This is a genomic window from Arthrobacter pullicola, from assembly GCF_014836875.1.
Taxonomy (GTDB): Bacteria; Actinomycetota; Actinomycetes; order Actinomycetales; family Micrococcaceae; genus Arthrobacter_B; species Arthrobacter_B pullicola.
In genome coordinates, this window is the sequence record NZ_JACSQC010000002.1 from 640,509 (window position 1) to 655,595 (window position 15,087).

The following is a 15,087-nucleotide window of genomic DNA, read 5'->3' on the forward strand; positions in this document are numbered from 1 at the left end:
TTCGGGCTGAAGGTTTAGAGCTCCAGTGAGAGGGTGCTGCAGCCGGCCGCGGCGCGGGATACGCAGACCAGCATGGTTTCGCCGGAGGCTTTGTCCTCCTCGGAGAGCACGGCGTCCCGGTGGTCCACTTCTCCGGCCGCAACCCGGATTTCGCAGGTACCGCACACCCCCTGCCGGCAGGAGGAGAGGACCCGGATCCCTGCTTCCTCCACGACTTCCAGCACCGTCTTGTCCACCGGCACTTCCAGGCGCAGGCCGGAGTTCCGCAGATAAAGCTCGAATGGCTCCGCTGATGCTCCGCTGCCGTCCAGTGCGGCGGCGGAGAACAGTTCTGTGTGCAGCGCACCCGGCGGCCAGCCCATGCAGAAGTCCTCGATGACATTCAGCAGCGGGGCCGGACCGCAGGCGTAAACCAGCATCTTGGCCCGGGGCAGGCCCAGCAGGCCCTGCAGATCGATCCGCCCGTGGGTATCTTCCGGATACAGCAGGACCTTTTCGCTGCCATATCTGGCTTCCAGCTCGTCAGCGAAGGCCATGGAAGAGCGGCTGCGGCCACCGTAGGCCAGTCGCCATTCGCGGCCCGCTGCTTCGGCGGCCTCGATCATGGGCAGGATGGGAGTGATGCCGATCCCGCCGGCAATAAACAGGTACTTCCGGGAATCCTGCAGCGGAAAGTTGTTCCGGGGCCCGTTGATGGTGAACTCGGTGCCCGCAGCCAGTGATTCATGGACGTACTTTGATCCGCCCCGGGAGTTCGGAGTCCGCAGGACGGAGACCTGCAGCATCGACGGGTCATCGCACGGCGAGCAGAGCGAGTACTGGCGGATGAAATCGGGCAGGACCAGGTCGATATGGGAGCCGGGCTGCCACTGCGGAAAATCAGACCGGTCCGGGTTCCTCAGCGTCAGGCGGACGACGCCGTCGGCCAGTGTCTCCTTTTTCTCCAGGACAACTGTCCTGCCGCTATTTCCTTGAGTCATCCCAGCCGTTCCTTTCAGCCCATCTGCACCGAGACGGCGCATGAGTTCAGTAGTGGACGTTACGGTTCAGCGTGATCCACGGCACTACAAGCTTTCCAGCCAGTGGAAAGAGGTGGCGCATGACGGGGCACGTTACGGTCCCGGGAACCGCCCGGCGCTACCATCCAAAGGAGAATGTTTCCCGAAAATGCGAAGGAAGACTGACGTGCCGGCCTCCAAAACGCTAAGTCCACCCGCTGGCCGCGGACGGTTCTCTGCGCGGTTACTGCGGGGCGGAGAGGAACCCGATCCCCGGTTTACCCTTGCCAATGAGCGCACTTTTCTGGCCTGGATCCGCACCTCGCTGGCGCTTCTGGCCGGCGGCATCGCCGTGGAAGCCTTCACTGCGGACCTGTTTGTCCCCGAGGTCCGGAAAGCCGTGGCCCTGCTGCTGCTGATCCTTGCCATGGCCATCGGCGGCGGTGCGTTCTTCCGCTGGCTGGGCGTGGAACGGGCCATGCGGAACAAGACGCCGCTGCCGCTTCCCCTGCTTGCCCCGATTCTCGCAGTCGGCGGCGGCATCACCGCCGCGGTCCTGGTGGTCTTCGTCGTCCTGCGGCCGGCCTAGATGGCGGCCCCGCAGTCCGTGCACCAGGATCCCGGCCTCCAGCCGGAGCGGACAGCACTTGCCTGGGGCCGGACGGCCCTTGCCCTGGTGGTCGCCGCGGCCATCTTCCTGCGCTGGGCACCCCAGCACGGTTGGTTTGCCGGGGCTCTTGTCGCCGTCTCCCTGGTCACCGCCGTCGCCATTCACTTCACCCAGAAGCGCCGCTACGGGCAGGCGTCCGCCGGCATTTCGGGTGAAGCCGGGCAGCCGAATACCGGAGCGGCGCTGACACTGTCCCTCGCCGTCGTCATCCTGGGTGCCGTGGGAATCGTTGCCGTCCTCTGGCTGCCGGTTTCCGGCTGAGGGCTACTCCCCCGTTGTTCCGTCCAGCAGTTCGCGGACAACGTCCAGGTGCCCGCAGTGCCGGCCGGTTTCCTCGACCATGTGGACCAGGACCCAGCGCAGGTTGTGGGTCATCCCCTCGGCCTTGCCCAGATCGTCGAGCTGGTACCGCGCGGCTACCTCCCGCGATTCGGCGCACGCTGCCTCGTAGTCGCCGATGATTTCGGCCAGACTGTCGTTTTCGGTCACCCGGAATTCGCCGTCGGGGTCCGCATCGCTCCAGCGTGTGGGCACTCCGGTCTGTCCGTCCATCTGGTCCCGGAACCAGGTGCGTTCGACATCGGCGAGATGCCGGAGCAGTCCGGAGACGGTGGTGATGGAGGGCAGGACCTGCCGGGCTGCGTCGGCGTCGCTGAGTCCCTTGGCCTTATGGACGGCGCTGGCCCGCAGGAAATCCAGGAATCCGTTCAGAGTCTCGCGTTCGTGGCCGGCATCCGGCGGATCCATTCGTTCATCGGTGAGCATCCGCCCAGCGTAACGGCCGCCGCTGCCTGTCCTGCAGCCCGGCGCGTCACAAACCGATCAGCCTCAGGCTGAGGGCCAGCAGCATCAGCGCCGCTCCGGCGGCGGCCACAATGAACGCCGCAGCCCCGGTGGTCAGCCGGAGCCAGGATTTTCGGACAGTCGCAGCGGAGTACAGGCCAGTGATCAGCAGGATCAGTCCGGCCATGCCAACGAACCCCGGGAGGCCGTTGTCCTCTCCCTGTGCCAGGACCAGCAGCATAAGGACGAGGCCCAGGGCGAAACTGGGCCAGTGAAAACCGGTTTCGCTGCGGCCCTGCGTGGTCCCGCGGCTGTGGTCCATGGCGCTCATAAGGGATCCCCTCACGCGGGCTGATGCCGCCAAATCGGCCCAGCCGGAAACAACCACGCTACTCCTACGTCCCCGCCCACGGGGTGGGAGCAGCCGAAAAAGCTCCTAAATCCACAAACCAAGAAAAGGTGCTGTGGAGTCACCAAAAAGCCGGCTCCACAGCACCTCTCAGGGATGCGGAAAACTGAACTGTTACTCGCAGCCGATGCCGTCGCGGTCGCGGTCCAGATGCGTCCCGTAGCCGGGGCTGCCGGCGTAGACGGGGGCTGCTCCGGCTGCTCGGGCAGCTGCGCAGTTCGCATAGTAAACGTTTGCCGGTGCCGGTGCCGGAGCGGGCACGGCAGGTGCGGGAGCCGGCGGCACGTACTGCTGTTGGCGGGCCTGCTCATCTGCCAGGCGCTGTGCTTCAGCTGCCGCAGCCTCATCTGCCAGACGCTGGGCCGCAGCTGCCTGGGCCGCCGCAGCTTCGTCTGCCAGCCGCTGAACCTCGGCCGCTGCAGCCGCTTCCTCCGCTGCCTTCTGATCCGCTTCAGCCTTCCGAGCGGCAACCAGCTTGACGGAGCTGTCCTTGTCCATCCAGACAAGTCTGCCCTGCTCATTCTCCGTGCAGACGTAGACCACGCTTCCGGACGATGGCGCAGCAGACGGAGACGTCGCGGAAGAGGAGGGCGAAGCCTTGGCGGATGCCTTCGCACTGCTGGAGCTCTGGCTCGGGCTCGGACTGGCTTTCGCGCTTTGCGTCTGTGTGGCGTCGACCGTCTTGCAGGCTTGATTCGCAATAGGTGTCTGTGTCGGCGACGGCGAGGTGGTCGTCTCGGACGGTGTGGGCGTGCCGGCGGCCGCAGGTTCCGCGTTACCGCCGCACCCGGAGAGCGCGACGACGGCAAGGGCCAACGCCCCGAGGGTAACTGCCCCGGAACGGCCAGGACGCGCTGCCCGGTTGATGGACAAATTACGACGAACAGGCAGAACGGACATGGATTCCCCCAGGAATGAGTCAAACAAGTAGATGCGAGCGCATCGCCCATACGCTAACAGCAGCTGTGGAGGAGAAGTGCTGCATGACGAAAACGCTGGGGCGTGGGCGTGCCGCAGCCGCCAGAATTAGTCAAAAAAACATCCGGCCCACCCTTGCCCACGCTCCCGGGCAGGCGTAGGTTGGGGCCTAATCAACCTCCTAGTTGATAAAACGCAACCTTGAATAAGCGTTTTTGGTTACTGCACACGAAACGTTGGCCAGCACATGAACGAATCCCGTGACGACGTCCTCCTCGACAAGGCCTTCCTGGCCCTTGCCGATCCGGCTCGCCGCCGCATCATCGCCAGGCTCTCCAAGGGCCCGGCAACGGTCAACGAATTGGCGGAACCCTTCGCGATCACCAAGCAGGCGGTCTCGAAGCACATCCAGGTCCTCGAGCAGGCGCAGCTCGTCACGCGAACCCGTGACGCCCAGCGCCGGCCCGTACACCTGAACCCCGCACGCCTGGAGGCGCTCACCGCGTGGATCGACCGCTACCGGCTGGTCCGCGAGGAGCAGTTCCGCAGCCTCGACGCCGTGCTCTTCCAACAGGCCGCGAGCAGCGGCCCGCAGGCAAAGGATCCCTCATGACCAACGCACTGCATGTATCCGCCCCCGAGGGCGTCCCCTTCATCGATTTCTCCCGCGAGCTTGATTTTCCGGTGGCAGAGGTATTCCGGGCCCACCGCGATCCGGAGCTGATAGTCCAGTGGCTTGGGCCGCGCGGTTTGAAAATGGAAATCGATCACTACGATTTCACCACCGGCGGCTCCTACAAATACACCCACACCGGTCCGGACGGCGTCGCGTATGACTTTTCCGGCATCTTCCACACCGTCCGTGAGAACGAGTTCGCGATCCAGACCTTCGAATTTTCCGGCTACCCCGACGTCGTCAGCATCGAATCCCAGACGTTCGAGGATCTGGGCGACGGCAGGACCCGGCTCACCGCGCACGCTGTGTACCCCAGCATGGAGGCCCGCGACGGGATGGCCGCTTCCGGCATGGAGGAAGGCCTCGGCGAAGGCTATGACCGGCTCGAAGAACTGCTGGGCACCCTCAGCGAAAAGACCCCTCAGGAGGCATCATGACCAACGCACTGGAAGTTACGGTTCCCGACGGCGTCCCGTACATCGATTACGTCCGCGAATTCGACTACCCCGCCCGTGAGGTCTTCCGCGCCCATGTAAACCCGGAATCCTACGCCCAGTGGATCGGACCCGGCTCCTTGGAGACCCGGATCGACGCCTTCGAACCAACCTCGGGCGGCAGCTACCGGTTCGTCCAGACCGACAGTGAGGGCGAGTATGCGTTCCGCGGTGTATTCCACAGCGTCCGTCCGGACGAATTCATCCTGCAGACCTTCGAGTACGAGGGCTTCCCGGACGAGACGAGCCTGGATTACATGCGTTTCGAGGACCTTCCGGACGGGCGTTCCAGGCTGATCGGCCATTCCCTCTATCCCTCCGTTGAGACGCGGGATAACTTCGTCTCCTCGGGGATGGAATCCGGAATGGCCTCCGGCTACGACAAGCTCGAGCAGCTGCTGGCCTTCGCCACTGCCTGACGCCCTGCCGGATACGACGTGTGGAGGAACCATGGACTGGACTCTGGAAGTCATTGTGCTCCCGATCCGCGACCTGGACCGGAGTATCGCGTTCTATGCCGACCAGGTGGGCTTCACGCTCGATCACCACACCGTGACGGAGCAGATACAGTTCGCCCAGCTGACACCCCGCGGATCCGGCTGCTCGATCGTGATCGGCAACGTTCCCGGGCAGGCCCAGATGGAGCCGGGCTCCATCAAAGGACTGCAGCTGGTGGTCTCCGATGCTGAGGCAGCCCGGAAGGAACTGCTCTCCCGTGGCGTCGAGGCCGGCGAGATTATGGTGCTCGACGAGCGCGACGGCGGCACCATGTTCACCTTCGACGATCCGGACGGCAACAGCTGGGTGGTGCAGCAGATCAAGGCGCGTGCCGAAAAGCCGCTGATCCCCCGCGATCCCGAAGCCGCCGCGGCCGGCGAACCCGAATAAACTCCAACAGTACGACGGCGGCAGCTGCCTTTTCGAGGACAGGCAGCTGCCGCCGTCGCTGGGTTTTGCGGAGCGGGGAATGCAACGGCCGCGTGCAGGGTTGGTGCTGGCATGGAGACACCGAATCCCGTCCGCCAGCTGCGCCTGGTGGTCGAAGCCGAAGATTACGACGCCGCCCTCACGTTCTATCGGGACGTCCTGGGCCTGCCCGAGCAGGAGGCCTATCAGGGCGAAGGCGGCGCCAGGGTCACGATCCTCGACGCCGGCCGCGCCACCTTGGAGCTCTCCAATCCGGCCCAGGTCCGCATGATTGACCAGGTGGAAGCGGATGGGCTGCCCAGCCTGAAGCTCCGGGTGGCCTTCGAAGTGGACGACGCCGCTGCCCGCACCCAGCAGGCGGTGGCCGGCGGAGCCGAACTGGTTGCTGAGCCCCGCGAGACCCCGTGGCGGTCGTTGAACTCCCGGCTCAACGGCCCGGCCGGACTGCAGCTGACCCTGTTTCAGGAACTGGACGAGCTCCGCTAGCCCGCGAGCGCAGCGGTCACCCGGTCGATGCCGTAGGCGAAAGCCCGATCCAGGTCACCGCCCAGACGAAAGGCACCTGCGAGTTCCATGGAGATGAAGCCGGTCAGCCACGCCGTCATAAAGCGTGCGGCTTCCAACGCGTCCGCGTCACCAACAGCGGCCCGCGCTGCAGCCAGGACCGGTTCGCTGGCCCTGGCAAGGTCCTCAGCCGAAGCGCTGCGGGTGCTGAGCAGCCGAAAGCCCTCCGGCCGCTCATGTGCGAAAGCCCGGTACGCGTGCGCCATTGCAGCCAGTGAGTCCTGGGCTGCCAAGCGTTCCCGGAGTTCCTGGAGCGTGGCCGCGGCGATCAGCGTCAGCAAGGACTCCCGGCCCTGCACACGCTTGTACAGCGACGGAGCCCGGACGCCCACCCGTTCAGCCACCGCCTGCATGGTCACCCGGTCAGGACCGCCCGTCTCCAGGACCTCCCTGCCGGCCCCCACGATTTCAGCGAGCGATGTTCGTTGCGGTGTGGGCATAACAACTCCTGGCTGGAAACGTAAGCTATTGACATTAGCCATCATAGCTAATTACCGTAACCATATCGCCGGGACACGCCCCGGCCGGTGGAGGAGAAAACCATGAAGCTTGGACCGCAGCTGCACCGGATCGGCAACGACATCGTGGCAGCGTATCTGGTCGTTACGGATGAGGGCATCACGATTATCGACGCCGGCCTCGCTGGGCACTGGCGCGACCTGCAGCGCGAGCTCGCCGCCGTCGGGCGTTCCCTTTCCGATGTCCGCGGCATTGTGCTGACCCATGGCGACACCGACCACCTCGGTTTCGCTGAGCGGCTCCGCCTGACCACCGGCATTCCCGTCTATGTGCACAGCGCTGACGCTGCCCGGGCCAAGGGCCAGGACAAACCCAAAGCGTCGGCCGGCCGCATGCGTATCGGTCCCACCGCGGGCTTCCTTGCTTATTCCATCCGGAAGGGCGGCTGGCGCACCAAATACCTGACCGACGTCGTCCCCGTGGAAGACGGCGACGTACTGGACCTGCCCGGCTCCCCGCAGATCATCGGACTGCCGGGGCACTCCCCCGGCAGCGTGGCCGTTTACGTTCCGGCCGCGGGAGCGCTCTTCGTCGGTGACGCCCTGACCACCCGTCATGTCCTGACCGGTCAGCTTGGCCCCCAGCCGGCGCCCTTCACCGACGATCCGGCACAGGCACTGGAGGTACTCGACCGCGTCACCGGCCTGGAACAGGTCAACTGGGTCCTGCCCGGCCACGGGGCTCCGTGGAACGGACCGGTTGCCGGCCTGGCAGCCGAGGTGCGGGCGCAGGCCTAAGCGGGCGGCTTGCGGGGAGAGGGGTTACAGGAGCCCGATGTCCTCGTTCCACAGCGAGGGATATTCGGTCATGAATTCCTCCATGAGCAGGGCGCAGGCCTCATCGTCCAGGACTTCGAGCTGCACTCCCCTGCTCCTGAGCAGGTCCTCCGCGCCGGTAAAGTTCCGGTTCTCTCCGATGACTACGCGGGGAATCCCGTACAGCAGAATTGCTCCGGCGCACATGTCGCACGGCGACAGCGTGGTGACCAGGGTGGCCTGCCGGTAGGACCCGGCGGGAAGCCGTCCGGCCTGCTCCAAACAGTCCAGTTCCGCGTGCCGGATCACGCTGCCGAGCTGCTGCCTGCGGTTGCGTCCCGTCGCCACGATCGCACCTTCAACGTACAGCGCCGACCCAATGGGAATACCGCCTTCCGCCATACCCTTCCGGGCGGCGTTCAGCGCGGGCAGCAACAACTCCGATGTCATGGCCCCACAGTAGGAGCCGCAGCCCCCGGCAGGGAAGGGCCTCGCGGACTTCAGCCACCGGCGGCCCGTGCCTCCGCTACGATTTCCCACACAGCGGGAGCGACCTCGCTCCCAAAACGGGACAGATCGGCGGCATCGTCGCTCGACAGGATAAAGCCCGAGATCCCGTAATCCAGTGCCAGCTCCGCCAGCGGACCCGCCCACTGGCCTGGAGGTCCCTGCAGCAGTCCGGAGCCGGCGGATCCAAAGGAACCACTGATGTTCAGCAGGCGGCGGACATCCGCCGGATCGCGCCCGGACCCGGCAGCGGCGTCGTCAATTCGGGCGTTTAACCCGGCCAGCTCCCGTGGACCGCCCGGCAGATACCCGAGTGAGGCGAACCATCCGTCTGCCAGTTCTCCGGTGAGCCGGAGCATCCGTGGCTTGTAGGCCCCCAGCCAGATGCCGACGTCGTGCGCCGGTGCCGGGCCGCGCTTGGCGCCGTCGACCCGGTGGACCGTCCCCTCCACCCGCAGCGGGGTGCCCGCGGAAACGTCCCAGATCCCGCGGATGATCCGGATGGCCTCTGCCAGGCCGGTGACCGCGTCGCCCGGGCTGAGCCGCTCTCCGCCGGCGGCCGCGATCGCGTCCCAGAACGCTCCGGCGCCCAGCCCAAGCTCGAAGCGGCCGCCGCTGAGCAGGTCGAGGCTCGCCGCGCTGCGGGCCACAACCACCGGCTGCCGCAGCGGCAGGTTCAGCACATCCGTAGCCAGCCGGATCCGGGTGGTCCGCGCTGCCGCGTAGGAGAGCAGCGTCCAGGTGTCCAGGAACCGCGGCTGGTATGGGTGGTCCTGGAATGCGGCCAGGTCCAGTCCGGCGGCTTCGGCGGTCTGCGCCAGCTCGACGGCGCGCTGCGGCGGGGAGGCGAAGGGGGTGATGAAGGCTCCGAACAGCAGGTCGCGGCCGTAGTCGGGCATCGTGGACTCCTGGCGTCTGTGGTGCGGGACGGCCCAGCCTAGTCCTCCGGTGCCGCATCCGGGCAGCAGGGTTTGTAGGCTGGAAGACGTGCCTCTTGAGATTCCCGCCGCCCCTGCCAGTGTTTCCGTGGCCGGTGCCGGACGTTTTGCTCCCAGCCCGTCAGGTGAGCTGCACGTCGGCAACCTCCGGACGGCCCTGCTGGCCTGGCTCTTCGCGCGCAGCACCGGCCGGGATTTCTTCCTCCGCGTGGAGGACCTGGATCAGGCCCGCGCCGGCGCCGAAGCAGCGCAGCTGCGCGATCTGGCCGCCGTCGGGCTGGACTGGGACGGCGGTATCCTCCGCCAGTCCGCCCGGACTCCGGTCTACCTCGAAGCGATCCAACGGCTGCAGGAAGAAGGCAGGGTCTACGAGTGTTTCTGCACCCGCAGCGAGATCTCGGATGCACCCCGCGCCCCGCATTCCCCGCCCGGGTCCTATCCGGGGACCTGCCGCAATCTCTCCGAGGCGGAACGCGAACGACGCCGGCCCGAACGTCCGCCGGCCCTGCGGCTTCGATCCGAGGTCACCGAGTACACCGTGCATGATGTCCTGCACGGAGACTACACCGGCGCGGTTGATGACCTGGTGCTGCTGCGCAATGACGGCGTCCCGCCCTACAACCTGGCCGTCGTCGTCGACGATGCGGCCCAGGGGGTCAACCAGGTGGTCCGCGGCGACGACCTCTTGTCCTCCACACCCCGGCAGGCTTACCTCGCCTCGCTGCTGGGACTGCCGCCGGTGGACTACGTCCACGTCCAGCTGGTCCTGGGACGTACCGGCAAGCGTCTGGCCAAGCGGGACGGCGCGGTAACCCTGGGAGCCCTGGCTGAACTGGGGATTTCGGTACCCGAGGCGACGGCGATGATCCTCGGATCGCTGGGCCTCCCGGGAACTCTGCCCGAGGCCCTGGCTGCCTTCGACCCTGCCAAACTGCCACTGCATCCGTGGGTCTTTGAGCCGCCGGGCGCGGATCGTTGAAGCATGGGTCGTCGAACCGCGGGCCTGTGAACCGCGGGCGTTGAACTGATCCTGCCTGAGCCCGGCCGGAATATTTACCGGTTTTGAGGGCTGGCCACGTTCTGCCGCCGAGGTGTTCACTGGTGGCATGCCCCTCACCGGTGAATACGTCCCCAGTCCCAGCAAATGGTCCGCGAAGCAGGCCCAGGAAATTGAGTCCTCCGGCGGCACCCGCGGCACCACGCTCAACGGTCGGCCTGTTGTCCTGCTGACAACCAAAGGCGCGAAGACCGGCAAGCTGCGCAAGACACCACTGATGCGGGTGGAGCACAACGGCGTTTATGCGGTGGTCGCCTCGCTCGGCGGCGCGCCCCGGCACCCGGTCTGGTACTACAACGTGAAGACCCATCCGCATGTGGAGCTGCAGGACGGTCCGCAGAAGTGGGATATGCAGGCCCGCGAAATCACAGGCGAGGAGAAGGCCCTGTGGTGGGAACGCGCCGTCCAGGCCTACCCGCCGTACGCCGATTACCAGGCAAGGACTGATCGGGAGATCCCTGTGTTCGTTCTGGAGCGGCTGGACGTTCCGGAGGATGCGCCTGGGGCCGCGGCACCTGCGCCGGCGGACTGAGGTGCGGCCCCGGTTCAAGCTGACCCTGCAGCAGCGCCGTTCCTTTGCAGCGGCCTGGTTTAGAGAGCAACGCTGCGGGTAAACCACAGCCGGTAGCGGAATCCGCCCAAGCGGATCGAAAGCACGGGGGAATCAATCTTTGCTTCCCGACGGGCCGGGACTGGCAGCAGTCCCGGCGTCGACTCTGACGTCAGTTCCGATTCGCCTGCCGGCCTCCGGACCGTGCCAGCCGGAGATTCGCCACCGCGGGTATCGGATGCCTGGCTGGCCAAGGTCCCTGACCCGCTGCGGCGCTCTGTCCCCGCACGGTGCTCGGCCCTTCTCCTGCGCTCAGCCCTTCTCCTGTACTCGGCCCTTCGGCGGTGCTCGGCGTTTGCCCGAGCCGCTTCGTCCGCGCGCTCCCGGTAATCCAGCCGCGCCAGTTCAATCTCCATCAGCCCCATGGCTCTACTCACATCCCTATCCCTATATCCCTGTGCCGCCACTGCGCTGTGCGCACTGTCCGGCAGGGAGCTCTTCTTACCGGAACTAACGCTAGAAGCTTCGGCAGGTCCGGACGATGCCGTTCAGGACAGGATTGGTCCGCATCGGAAGGTGTTTGACGGAGTGTTTTGCGGGCCCGGAAGGTCCGCTTAGGAGGTGCAGCCAACTCCGTCTCCGTCGCCGTCGAACTTTGGATCCCAGCCCGGATCACCGGGGCGGATCGGCGCGGCTCCCGCAGCCTTGACGGCCGAACAATTGGCATAGACCGGCGTCGTGGTCCCTGCGGCGTCGGTTCCCGCTGCGCCTATTCCGGCAGCGTCTATTCCGGCGGCGGCCCGGGCCGCCGCCCCTTCCCGCGCCGGCACGGGCTCATCCGGGCAGCCGGAGAGGACGGTGGCGATCGCATCGTGTTCGGCCTGGGTCATCCAGAGCCCGTACTCTGCTTTCACCGCGGCCTGCCGCGCAACGTATTCGCAGCGGAAGCCCTTGTTCGGCGGCAGCCAGGTGGCGGCGTCGGAATCCGACTTCGCGCCGTTGGTGGGACCATCGGCGGCCAGCAGGTTCAGCGGATCGTTGGCGAGCTGCCGGCGCTGTTCCGCGCTCAGCTGCTGGGCGCCCTTCTGCCAGGCGTCGGACAGGGCCACCACGTGGTCGATCTGGACCGCTGTGCTGGTTGTATTGCCGCGGACAAAGCTGATGGATGTGCCGGTGTACGGGTCGAGGAACATGCCGGAGGTGATCACACAGTCCTTGGTGCCTTCCCGGAAGGAAAGGTTTATCAGGTCCCGGGCCAGGATGTCGTTGCGGGTGTCGCAGCCGTTGCGGTCGACGTCGGCCCAGGCCGGCCCAAATTCGTCCCGGTCGTATCCGGTTTTTGGCGCCCTGCCCTTGATCGTGATCCCGGCGAGTTGCTCCAGCGCGGTTCCGGCCTGGGCCTGTTGCGTGGGTGGCGCCGCCGCTGCGGGTCCGGAGTCCTGCGGGACGCAGGCGGTTCCGAAGACGAGGAACGAAAGGACGGACAGGGACAGCAGAATGGAGCGCAGGTATTTCATTTGGCATCAATTATCGGCGCGCTTTGCCCAAAAGCCGGGGAGGCTCACGGCGCGCCCTTTCGCTGGCCAGTGCCGGCGCGTAAATTCGGTGGTGCAACCCCTCACGAGGAGAACCCATGGCCACCGGCAAGAACACAATCCCCACCGGTCCCAAGCAGGCGAATGGGAAACGGCCTGCCGCATCCGACGGTGCAGACCCAAAAGTGTCCGTTGCGGAGGACTATGCAGCGGAACTCGATGAGCTGGAGGAATTGGACTCCAAGACTGCGGTTATTAAAGAAAAGGGCGATGACGCCGCTTGGACGCATAACTATCCGTATGACAAGAAGCTGTCCCGCCGGTCCTATAACCAGCAGAAGCGCCAGCTGCAGATCGAGCTGCTGAAAATGCAGCTCTGGGTCAAAGAAACCGGCCAGAAGATGCTGATCATCTTCGAAGGCCGCGATGCCGCCGGAAAAGGCGGCGCGATCAAGCGGTTCAACGAACACCTGAATCCCCGCGGCGCCCGCATCGTCGCACTGGAAAAGCCCTCCGATCAGGAACGCACGCAGTGGTATTTCCAGCGGTACGTCGCCCGGCTGCCCAGCGGCGGGGAGATCGTGATGATGGACCGTTCCTGGTACAACCGTGCCGGCGTCGAACGCGTGATGAACTACTGCACCCCCGCCCAGTATCTGGAGTTCATGCGGGAAGTACCCGAGCTGGAACGCATGCTGGTGAACTCGGGCGTGCTGGTGCGCAAACTGTGGTTCTCGGTGGGACGGGCGGAGCAGCTGGCCCGGTTTGCCGCGCGCGAAACAGATCCGGTCAAACAGTGGAAGCTCTCCCCCACTGACCTGGCCAGCCTGGACAAGTGGGACGACTACACGCAGGCCAAGGAAGCCATGTTCTTCTACACGGACACCGGCGACGCGCCGTGGACGGTGGTGAAATCCAACGACAAGAAGCGGGCCCGGCTCGAGGCGATGCGCTTTGTCCTGCACGGGGTGGACTATCCGAACAAGGACCTGAGCGTCGCGCACGCTCCGGACCAGCTGATCGTGGGTCCGGCAGCCAGTCATTACGAGGAAGGCGAAGAGCCCAACGGAATGTTTCCCGTGGTCAAACCGCAGAACTGATGCGGTCAGCGTTGCATATGATGACTGGGTGACTGCTACCCGAAGACTCCCATGAGTTCGCGCCTGCACAGCCTGGTCATCGAATCGCTCGGGCGGAGAATTGTTTCCTGCGAGCTGGCTCCCGGCGACACCATGCTCTCCGAACAGCTCGAGTCGGAGCTGAATGTCTCCCGGTCTGTTGCCCGTGAGGCTGTCCGGGTGCTGCAATCCCTTGGTTTGGTGGAAACCGTCAAACGGGTGGGGATCCGGGTGCTTCCGGAAACATCCTGGAACGTGTTCGATCCCTACATTGTGCGGTGGCGGCTCGCAGCCAAGTCGGGCAAGGGCGCTCAGCTGAGGTCCCTGACCGAGCTGCGTTCCGCCGTCGAGCCTGCTGCCGCGGAGCTTGCGGCGCAACACGCTCCGGAGGATATGGCCGCCGAGCTTATGGCTGTTGCCGCGAAGATGCGTGCTGTGGGCCGTGCCGGGGATCTGCAGCAGTTTTTGGAGCTGGATATTCACTATCACGCTCTGGTTCTGGCGGCGTCGGGGAATGAAATGTTCAGTCAGATGCAATCCATGATCGCTGAGGTCCTTCGCGGCCGGACCGATTACGGGCTCATGCCCACTCATCCACACGAAGAAGCGCTGCAATGGCACGTCGACGTCGCCAACGCCATCCAGGCGGGTCAGCCCGAAGCGGCGCGTGCTGCGATGGACCAGATCATGCGGCGGACAAAGTCTGAGGTCGAGGGTGTCTGGAAGGACGAGCCGCGGATCTTTACGCAGCCGGAGGTTTTGGAGGGGTAGTTGTGCTGGCCGGGCTCGGGGTGGCGCGGGAGCGGAGCGTGGCGGCGCGGGCGCGGGCGGGGAGCGGCCCGAGCGCGGAGCGCGACGGAGGAGCGGCCGGGCGCGGGGCGCGACGGCGGCGCGGCCGGCGCGCGGAGCGCGGAGCGGCGGCGTGATGGCGGAGGCGCGGAGTCCAACGGAGCTGCGGTGCCGGAGCGGCAGCGGAGCGAGCGAGCAGCGACCACTGCTGCTCCCTACTCTTGTCCTCCACAGGTTCCGATCTGCACCAGTAGCTGGGATTTTTATCCACATTTGGGTCTTCCACTGGCCCCGGATCGGCTGCTGGTTTCTAGCCTTTGACCATGTTGGAGATGGAAGCGGAACTACGGGGCGGAACTCATTGGGCAGGTCCCGAGGTGCCAAAGGCGCACCCGAAACGCCGTACTCCGGCGAACCGTCCTTTTCACCCCGAGTCCACAGATGTTCTCTCGGATCCCGCAGATGCGAATACGTTCTCTGATCGGGGAACCACCGGCCCGTCCCGCCAGCATGCAGCCCGTTCCCGAGTCGTCGAAGTCCGTGAGTGGGTTCGCCTCTTGGAGGACAGCGACTCTGATGTAATCCGCCTGAGCGATTCGGACCTGATTGACCTGACGCGGGTTTTGGAAGAACTGAAGTCTGCGGCAGCCGCGGTGCAGGCTCGTGCGGCTGCTGCGTTTGATGCTTCCCAGCGGCAGGCACAGGCCCGGGCCGGGATCCCGCCGACCCAGCTCGGGCGCGGTATCGGAACGCAGATCGCACTGGCCCGGAGGGACTCACCCCACCGCGGCGGCAGGCACCTAGGCCTCGGCAAAGCCCTGGTCCACGAAATGCCCCACACCCTGGCCGCCTTATCCACTGGAGTCCTCAGCGAATGGCG

At 65.8% G+C, this 15,087-nt stretch carries 20 protein-coding genes and 1 pseudogene; 13 read left to right on the top strand and 8 right to left on the bottom strand.

Going from position 1 to position 15,087, the window contains the following annotated elements; genetic code table 11:
- Window positions 1-14 precede the first annotated feature (14 nt).
- Window positions 15-980 (bottom strand): PDR/VanB family oxidoreductase, encoded by a 966-nt coding sequence (locus H9638_RS06160; protein WP_191746296.1) that lies wholly within the window; start codon window positions 978-980, stop codon window positions 15-17.
- A 187-nt stretch (window positions 981-1,167) separates the two neighbouring features.
- Here H9638_RS06160 and H9638_RS06165 point away from each other — a divergent pair, with 187 nt between their 5' ends.
- Together H9638_RS06165 and H9638_RS06170 are read left to right on the top strand one after the other, a co-directional pair.
- Window positions 1,168-1,587 carry a YidH family protein gene (locus H9638_RS06165; protein WP_191746297.1) on the top strand — a complete coding sequence of 140 codons (420 nt, stop codon included), beginning with the start codon at window positions 1,168-1,170 and terminating at the stop codon, window positions 1,585-1,587.
- Complete coding sequence (locus tag H9638_RS06170; RefSeq protein ID WP_191746298.1) at window positions 1,588-1,929, top strand: DUF202 domain-containing protein; 342 nt, start codon at window positions 1,588-1,590, stop codon at window positions 1,927-1,929.
- A gap of 3 nt (window positions 1,930-1,932) precedes the next feature.
- On the opposite strand, the gene H9638_RS06175 is transcribed toward H9638_RS06170, so the two are convergent.
- The 3 genes from H9638_RS06175 to H9638_RS06185 all read right to left on the bottom strand — a co-directional run bounded on the left by H9638_RS06175 (window position 1,933) and on the right by H9638_RS06185 (window position 3,358).
- Complete coding sequence (locus tag H9638_RS06175) at window positions 1,933-2,433, bottom strand: DinB family protein (RefSeq protein ID WP_191746299.1); 501 nt, start codon at window positions 2,431-2,433, stop codon at window positions 1,933-1,935.
- Window positions 2,434-2,479: 46 nt separating this feature from the next.
- On the bottom strand, window positions 2,480-2,782 hold the full coding sequence (locus tag H9638_RS06180; RefSeq protein ID WP_191746300.1) for a hypothetical protein: 303 nt from the start codon (window positions 2,780-2,782) through the stop codon (window positions 2,480-2,482).
- A 192-nt stretch (window positions 2,783-2,974) separates the two neighbouring features.
- Window positions 2,975-3,358 carry an excalibur calcium-binding domain-containing protein gene (locus H9638_RS06185; protein ID WP_191746301.1) on the bottom strand — a complete coding sequence of 128 codons (384 nt, stop codon included), beginning with the start codon at window positions 3,356-3,358 and terminating at the stop codon, window positions 2,975-2,977.
- A 667-nt stretch (window positions 3,359-4,025) separates the two neighbouring features.
- Between H9638_RS06185 and H9638_RS06190 the strand changes: the two genes are divergently transcribed.
- The 5 genes from H9638_RS06190 (at window position 4,026) to H9638_RS06210 (ending at window position 6,361) form a co-directional block, all read left to right on the top strand.
- Window positions 4,026-4,391 (top strand): ArsR/SmtB family transcription factor, encoded by a 366-nt coding sequence (locus H9638_RS06190; RefSeq protein WP_191746302.1) that lies wholly within the window; start codon window positions 4,026-4,028, stop codon window positions 4,389-4,391.
- On the top strand, window positions 4,388-4,891 hold the full coding sequence (locus H9638_RS06195) for an SRPBCC family protein (RefSeq protein ID WP_191746303.1): 504 nt from the start codon (window positions 4,388-4,390) through the stop codon (window positions 4,889-4,891). Before H9638_RS06190 ends, H9638_RS06195 begins: the two co-directional genes overlap by 4 nt.
- Complete coding sequence (locus tag H9638_RS06200; RefSeq protein WP_191746304.1) at window positions 4,888-5,367, top strand: SRPBCC family protein; 480 nt, start codon at window positions 4,888-4,890, stop codon at window positions 5,365-5,367. Before H9638_RS06195 ends, H9638_RS06200 begins: the two co-directional genes overlap by 4 nt.
- 31 nt (window positions 5,368-5,398) lie before the next feature.
- Window positions 5,399-5,836, top strand: a complete 438-nt coding sequence (locus H9638_RS06205) for a VOC family protein (RefSeq protein WP_191746305.1) — start codon at window positions 5,399-5,401, stop codon at window positions 5,834-5,836.
- A gap of 111 nt (window positions 5,837-5,947) precedes the next feature.
- On the top strand, window positions 5,948-6,361 hold the full coding sequence (locus H9638_RS06210; RefSeq protein WP_191746306.1) for a VOC family protein: 414 nt from the start codon (window positions 5,948-5,950) through the stop codon (window positions 6,359-6,361).
- Here H9638_RS06210 and H9638_RS06215 read toward each other — a convergent pair.
- Window positions 6,358-6,879 carry a TetR/AcrR family transcriptional regulator gene (locus H9638_RS06215; RefSeq protein ID WP_191746307.1) on the bottom strand — a complete coding sequence of 174 codons (522 nt, stop codon included), beginning with the start codon at window positions 6,877-6,879 and terminating at the stop codon, window positions 6,358-6,360. The two genes, H9638_RS06210 and H9638_RS06215, sit on opposite strands and share 4 nt — an antisense overlap.
- Window positions 6,880-6,981: 102 nt before the next feature.
- Here H9638_RS06215 and H9638_RS06220 point away from each other — a divergent pair, with 102 nt between their 5' ends.
- Window positions 6,982-7,695: an MBL fold metallo-hydrolase gene (locus H9638_RS06220; protein ID WP_191746308.1), complete on the top strand. Its 714-nt coding sequence runs from the start codon at window positions 6,982-6,984 to the stop codon at window positions 7,693-7,695.
- A gap of 24 nt (window positions 7,696-7,719) precedes the next feature.
- On the opposite strand, the gene H9638_RS06225 is transcribed toward H9638_RS06220, so the two are convergent.
- Window positions 7,720-8,163, bottom strand: coding sequence for a nucleoside deaminase (locus H9638_RS06225; protein ID WP_191746309.1), 444 nt, complete (start codon window positions 8,161-8,163; stop codon window positions 7,720-7,722).
- Window positions 8,164-8,213: 50 nt separating this feature from the next.
- A complete protein-coding gene (locus H9638_RS06230) occupies window positions 8,214-9,119 on the bottom strand; it encodes an LLM class flavin-dependent oxidoreductase (RefSeq protein ID WP_191746310.1) in 906 nt (301 codons plus the stop codon).
- Between the two features lie 127 nt (window positions 9,120-9,246).
- On the opposite strand from H9638_RS06230, the gene gluQRS reads away from it, so the two are divergent.
- Both gluQRS and H9638_RS06240 read left to right on the top strand, forming a co-directional pair.
- Window positions 9,247-10,137 carry a tRNA glutamyl-Q(34) synthetase GluQRS gene (gene gluQRS, locus H9638_RS06235; RefSeq protein ID WP_191746378.1) on the top strand — a complete coding sequence of 297 codons (891 nt, stop codon included), beginning with the start codon at window positions 9,247-9,249 and terminating at the stop codon, window positions 10,135-10,137.
- A 127-nt stretch (window positions 10,138-10,264) separates the two neighbouring features.
- Window positions 10,265-10,747 carry a nitroreductase family deazaflavin-dependent oxidoreductase gene (locus tag H9638_RS06240; protein WP_191746311.1) on the top strand — a complete coding sequence of 161 codons (483 nt, stop codon included), beginning with the start codon at window positions 10,265-10,267 and terminating at the stop codon, window positions 10,745-10,747.
- 632 nt (window positions 10,748-11,379) lie between these two features.
- Here the strand turns inward: H9638_RS06240 and H9638_RS06245 are convergent.
- Complete coding sequence (locus H9638_RS06245; protein ID WP_191746312.1) at window positions 11,380-12,282, bottom strand: GmrSD restriction endonuclease domain-containing protein; 903 nt, start codon at window positions 12,280-12,282, stop codon at window positions 11,380-11,382.
- Window positions 12,283-12,398: 116 nt separating this feature from the next.
- Here H9638_RS06245 and ppk2 point away from each other — a divergent pair, with 116 nt between their 5' ends.
- The 3 genes and pseudogenes from ppk2 to H9638_RS06260 form a co-directional block, all read left to right on the top strand.
- Complete coding sequence (gene ppk2, locus H9638_RS06250) at window positions 12,399-13,400, top strand: polyphosphate kinase 2 (RefSeq protein WP_191746313.1); 1,002 nt, start codon at window positions 12,399-12,401, stop codon at window positions 13,398-13,400.
- Between the two features lie 51 nt (window positions 13,401-13,451).
- Entirely contained in the window at window positions 13,452-14,189 is a 738-nt protein-coding gene (locus H9638_RS06255) for a FadR/GntR family transcriptional regulator (RefSeq protein ID WP_191746314.1), read from the top strand.
- Between the two features lie 575 nt (window positions 14,190-14,764).
- Window positions 14,765-15,087: pseudogene (locus H9638_RS06260) on the top strand (HNH endonuclease); the annotation flags it as partial.

Coding starts and splice junctions, on each gene's coding strand:
- H9638_RS06240 (WP_191746311.1), top strand. CDS start 10,265: ATGCCCCTCACCGGTGAATACGTCCCCAGTCCCAGCAAATGGTCCGCG.
- H9638_RS06165 (WP_191746297.1), top strand. CDS start 1,168: ATGCGAAGGAAGACTGACGTGCCGGCCTCCAAAACGCTAAGTCCACCC.
- H9638_RS06225 (WP_191746309.1), bottom strand. CDS start 8,163: ATGACATCGGAGTTGTTGCTGCCCGCGCTGAACGCCGCCCGGAAGGGT.
- H9638_RS06205 (WP_191746305.1), top strand. CDS start 5,399: ATGGACTGGACTCTGGAAGTCATTGTGCTCCCGATCCGCGACCTGGAC.
- H9638_RS06160 (WP_191746296.1), bottom strand. CDS start 980: ATGACTCAAGGAAATAGCGGCAGGACAGTTGTCCTGGAGAAAAAGGAG.
- H9638_RS06180 (WP_191746300.1), bottom strand. CDS start 2,782: ATGAGCGCCATGGACCACAGCCGCGGGACCACGCAGGGCCGCAGCGAA.
- H9638_RS06190 (WP_191746302.1), top strand. CDS start 4,026: ATGAACGAATCCCGTGACGACGTCCTCCTCGACAAGGCCTTCCTGGCC.
- H9638_RS06185 (WP_191746301.1), bottom strand. CDS start 3,358: ATGGACAAGGACAGCTCCGTCAAGCTGGTTGCCGCTCGGAAGGCTGAA.
- H9638_RS06195 (WP_191746303.1), top strand. CDS start 4,388: ATGACCAACGCACTGCATGTATCCGCCCCCGAGGGCGTCCCCTTCATC.
- ppk2 (WP_191746313.1), top strand. CDS start 12,399: ATGGCCACCGGCAAGAACACAATCCCCACCGGTCCCAAGCAGGCGAAT.
- H9638_RS06220 (WP_191746308.1), top strand. CDS start 6,982: ATGAAGCTTGGACCGCAGCTGCACCGGATCGGCAACGACATCGTGGCA.
- H9638_RS06200 (WP_191746304.1), top strand. CDS start 4,888: ATGACCAACGCACTGGAAGTTACGGTTCCCGACGGCGTCCCGTACATC.
- H9638_RS06245 (WP_191746312.1), bottom strand. CDS start 12,282: ATGAAATACCTGCGCTCCATTCTGCTGTCCCTGTCCGTCCTTTCGTTC.
- H9638_RS06175 (WP_191746299.1), bottom strand. CDS start 2,433: ATGCTCACCGATGAACGAATGGATCCGCCGGATGCCGGCCACGAACGC.
- H9638_RS06215 (WP_191746307.1), bottom strand. CDS start 6,879: ATGCCCACACCGCAACGAACATCGCTCGCTGAAATCGTGGGGGCCGGC.
- H9638_RS06230 (WP_191746310.1), bottom strand. CDS start 9,119: ATGCCCGACTACGGCCGCGACCTGCTGTTCGGAGCCTTCATCACCCCC.
- H9638_RS06255 (WP_191746314.1), top strand. CDS start 13,452: ATGAGTTCGCGCCTGCACAGCCTGGTCATCGAATCGCTCGGGCGGAGA.
- H9638_RS06170 (WP_191746298.1), top strand. CDS start 1,588: ATGGCGGCCCCGCAGTCCGTGCACCAGGATCCCGGCCTCCAGCCGGAG.
- H9638_RS06210 (WP_191746306.1), top strand. CDS start 5,948: ATGGAGACACCGAATCCCGTCCGCCAGCTGCGCCTGGTGGTCGAAGCC.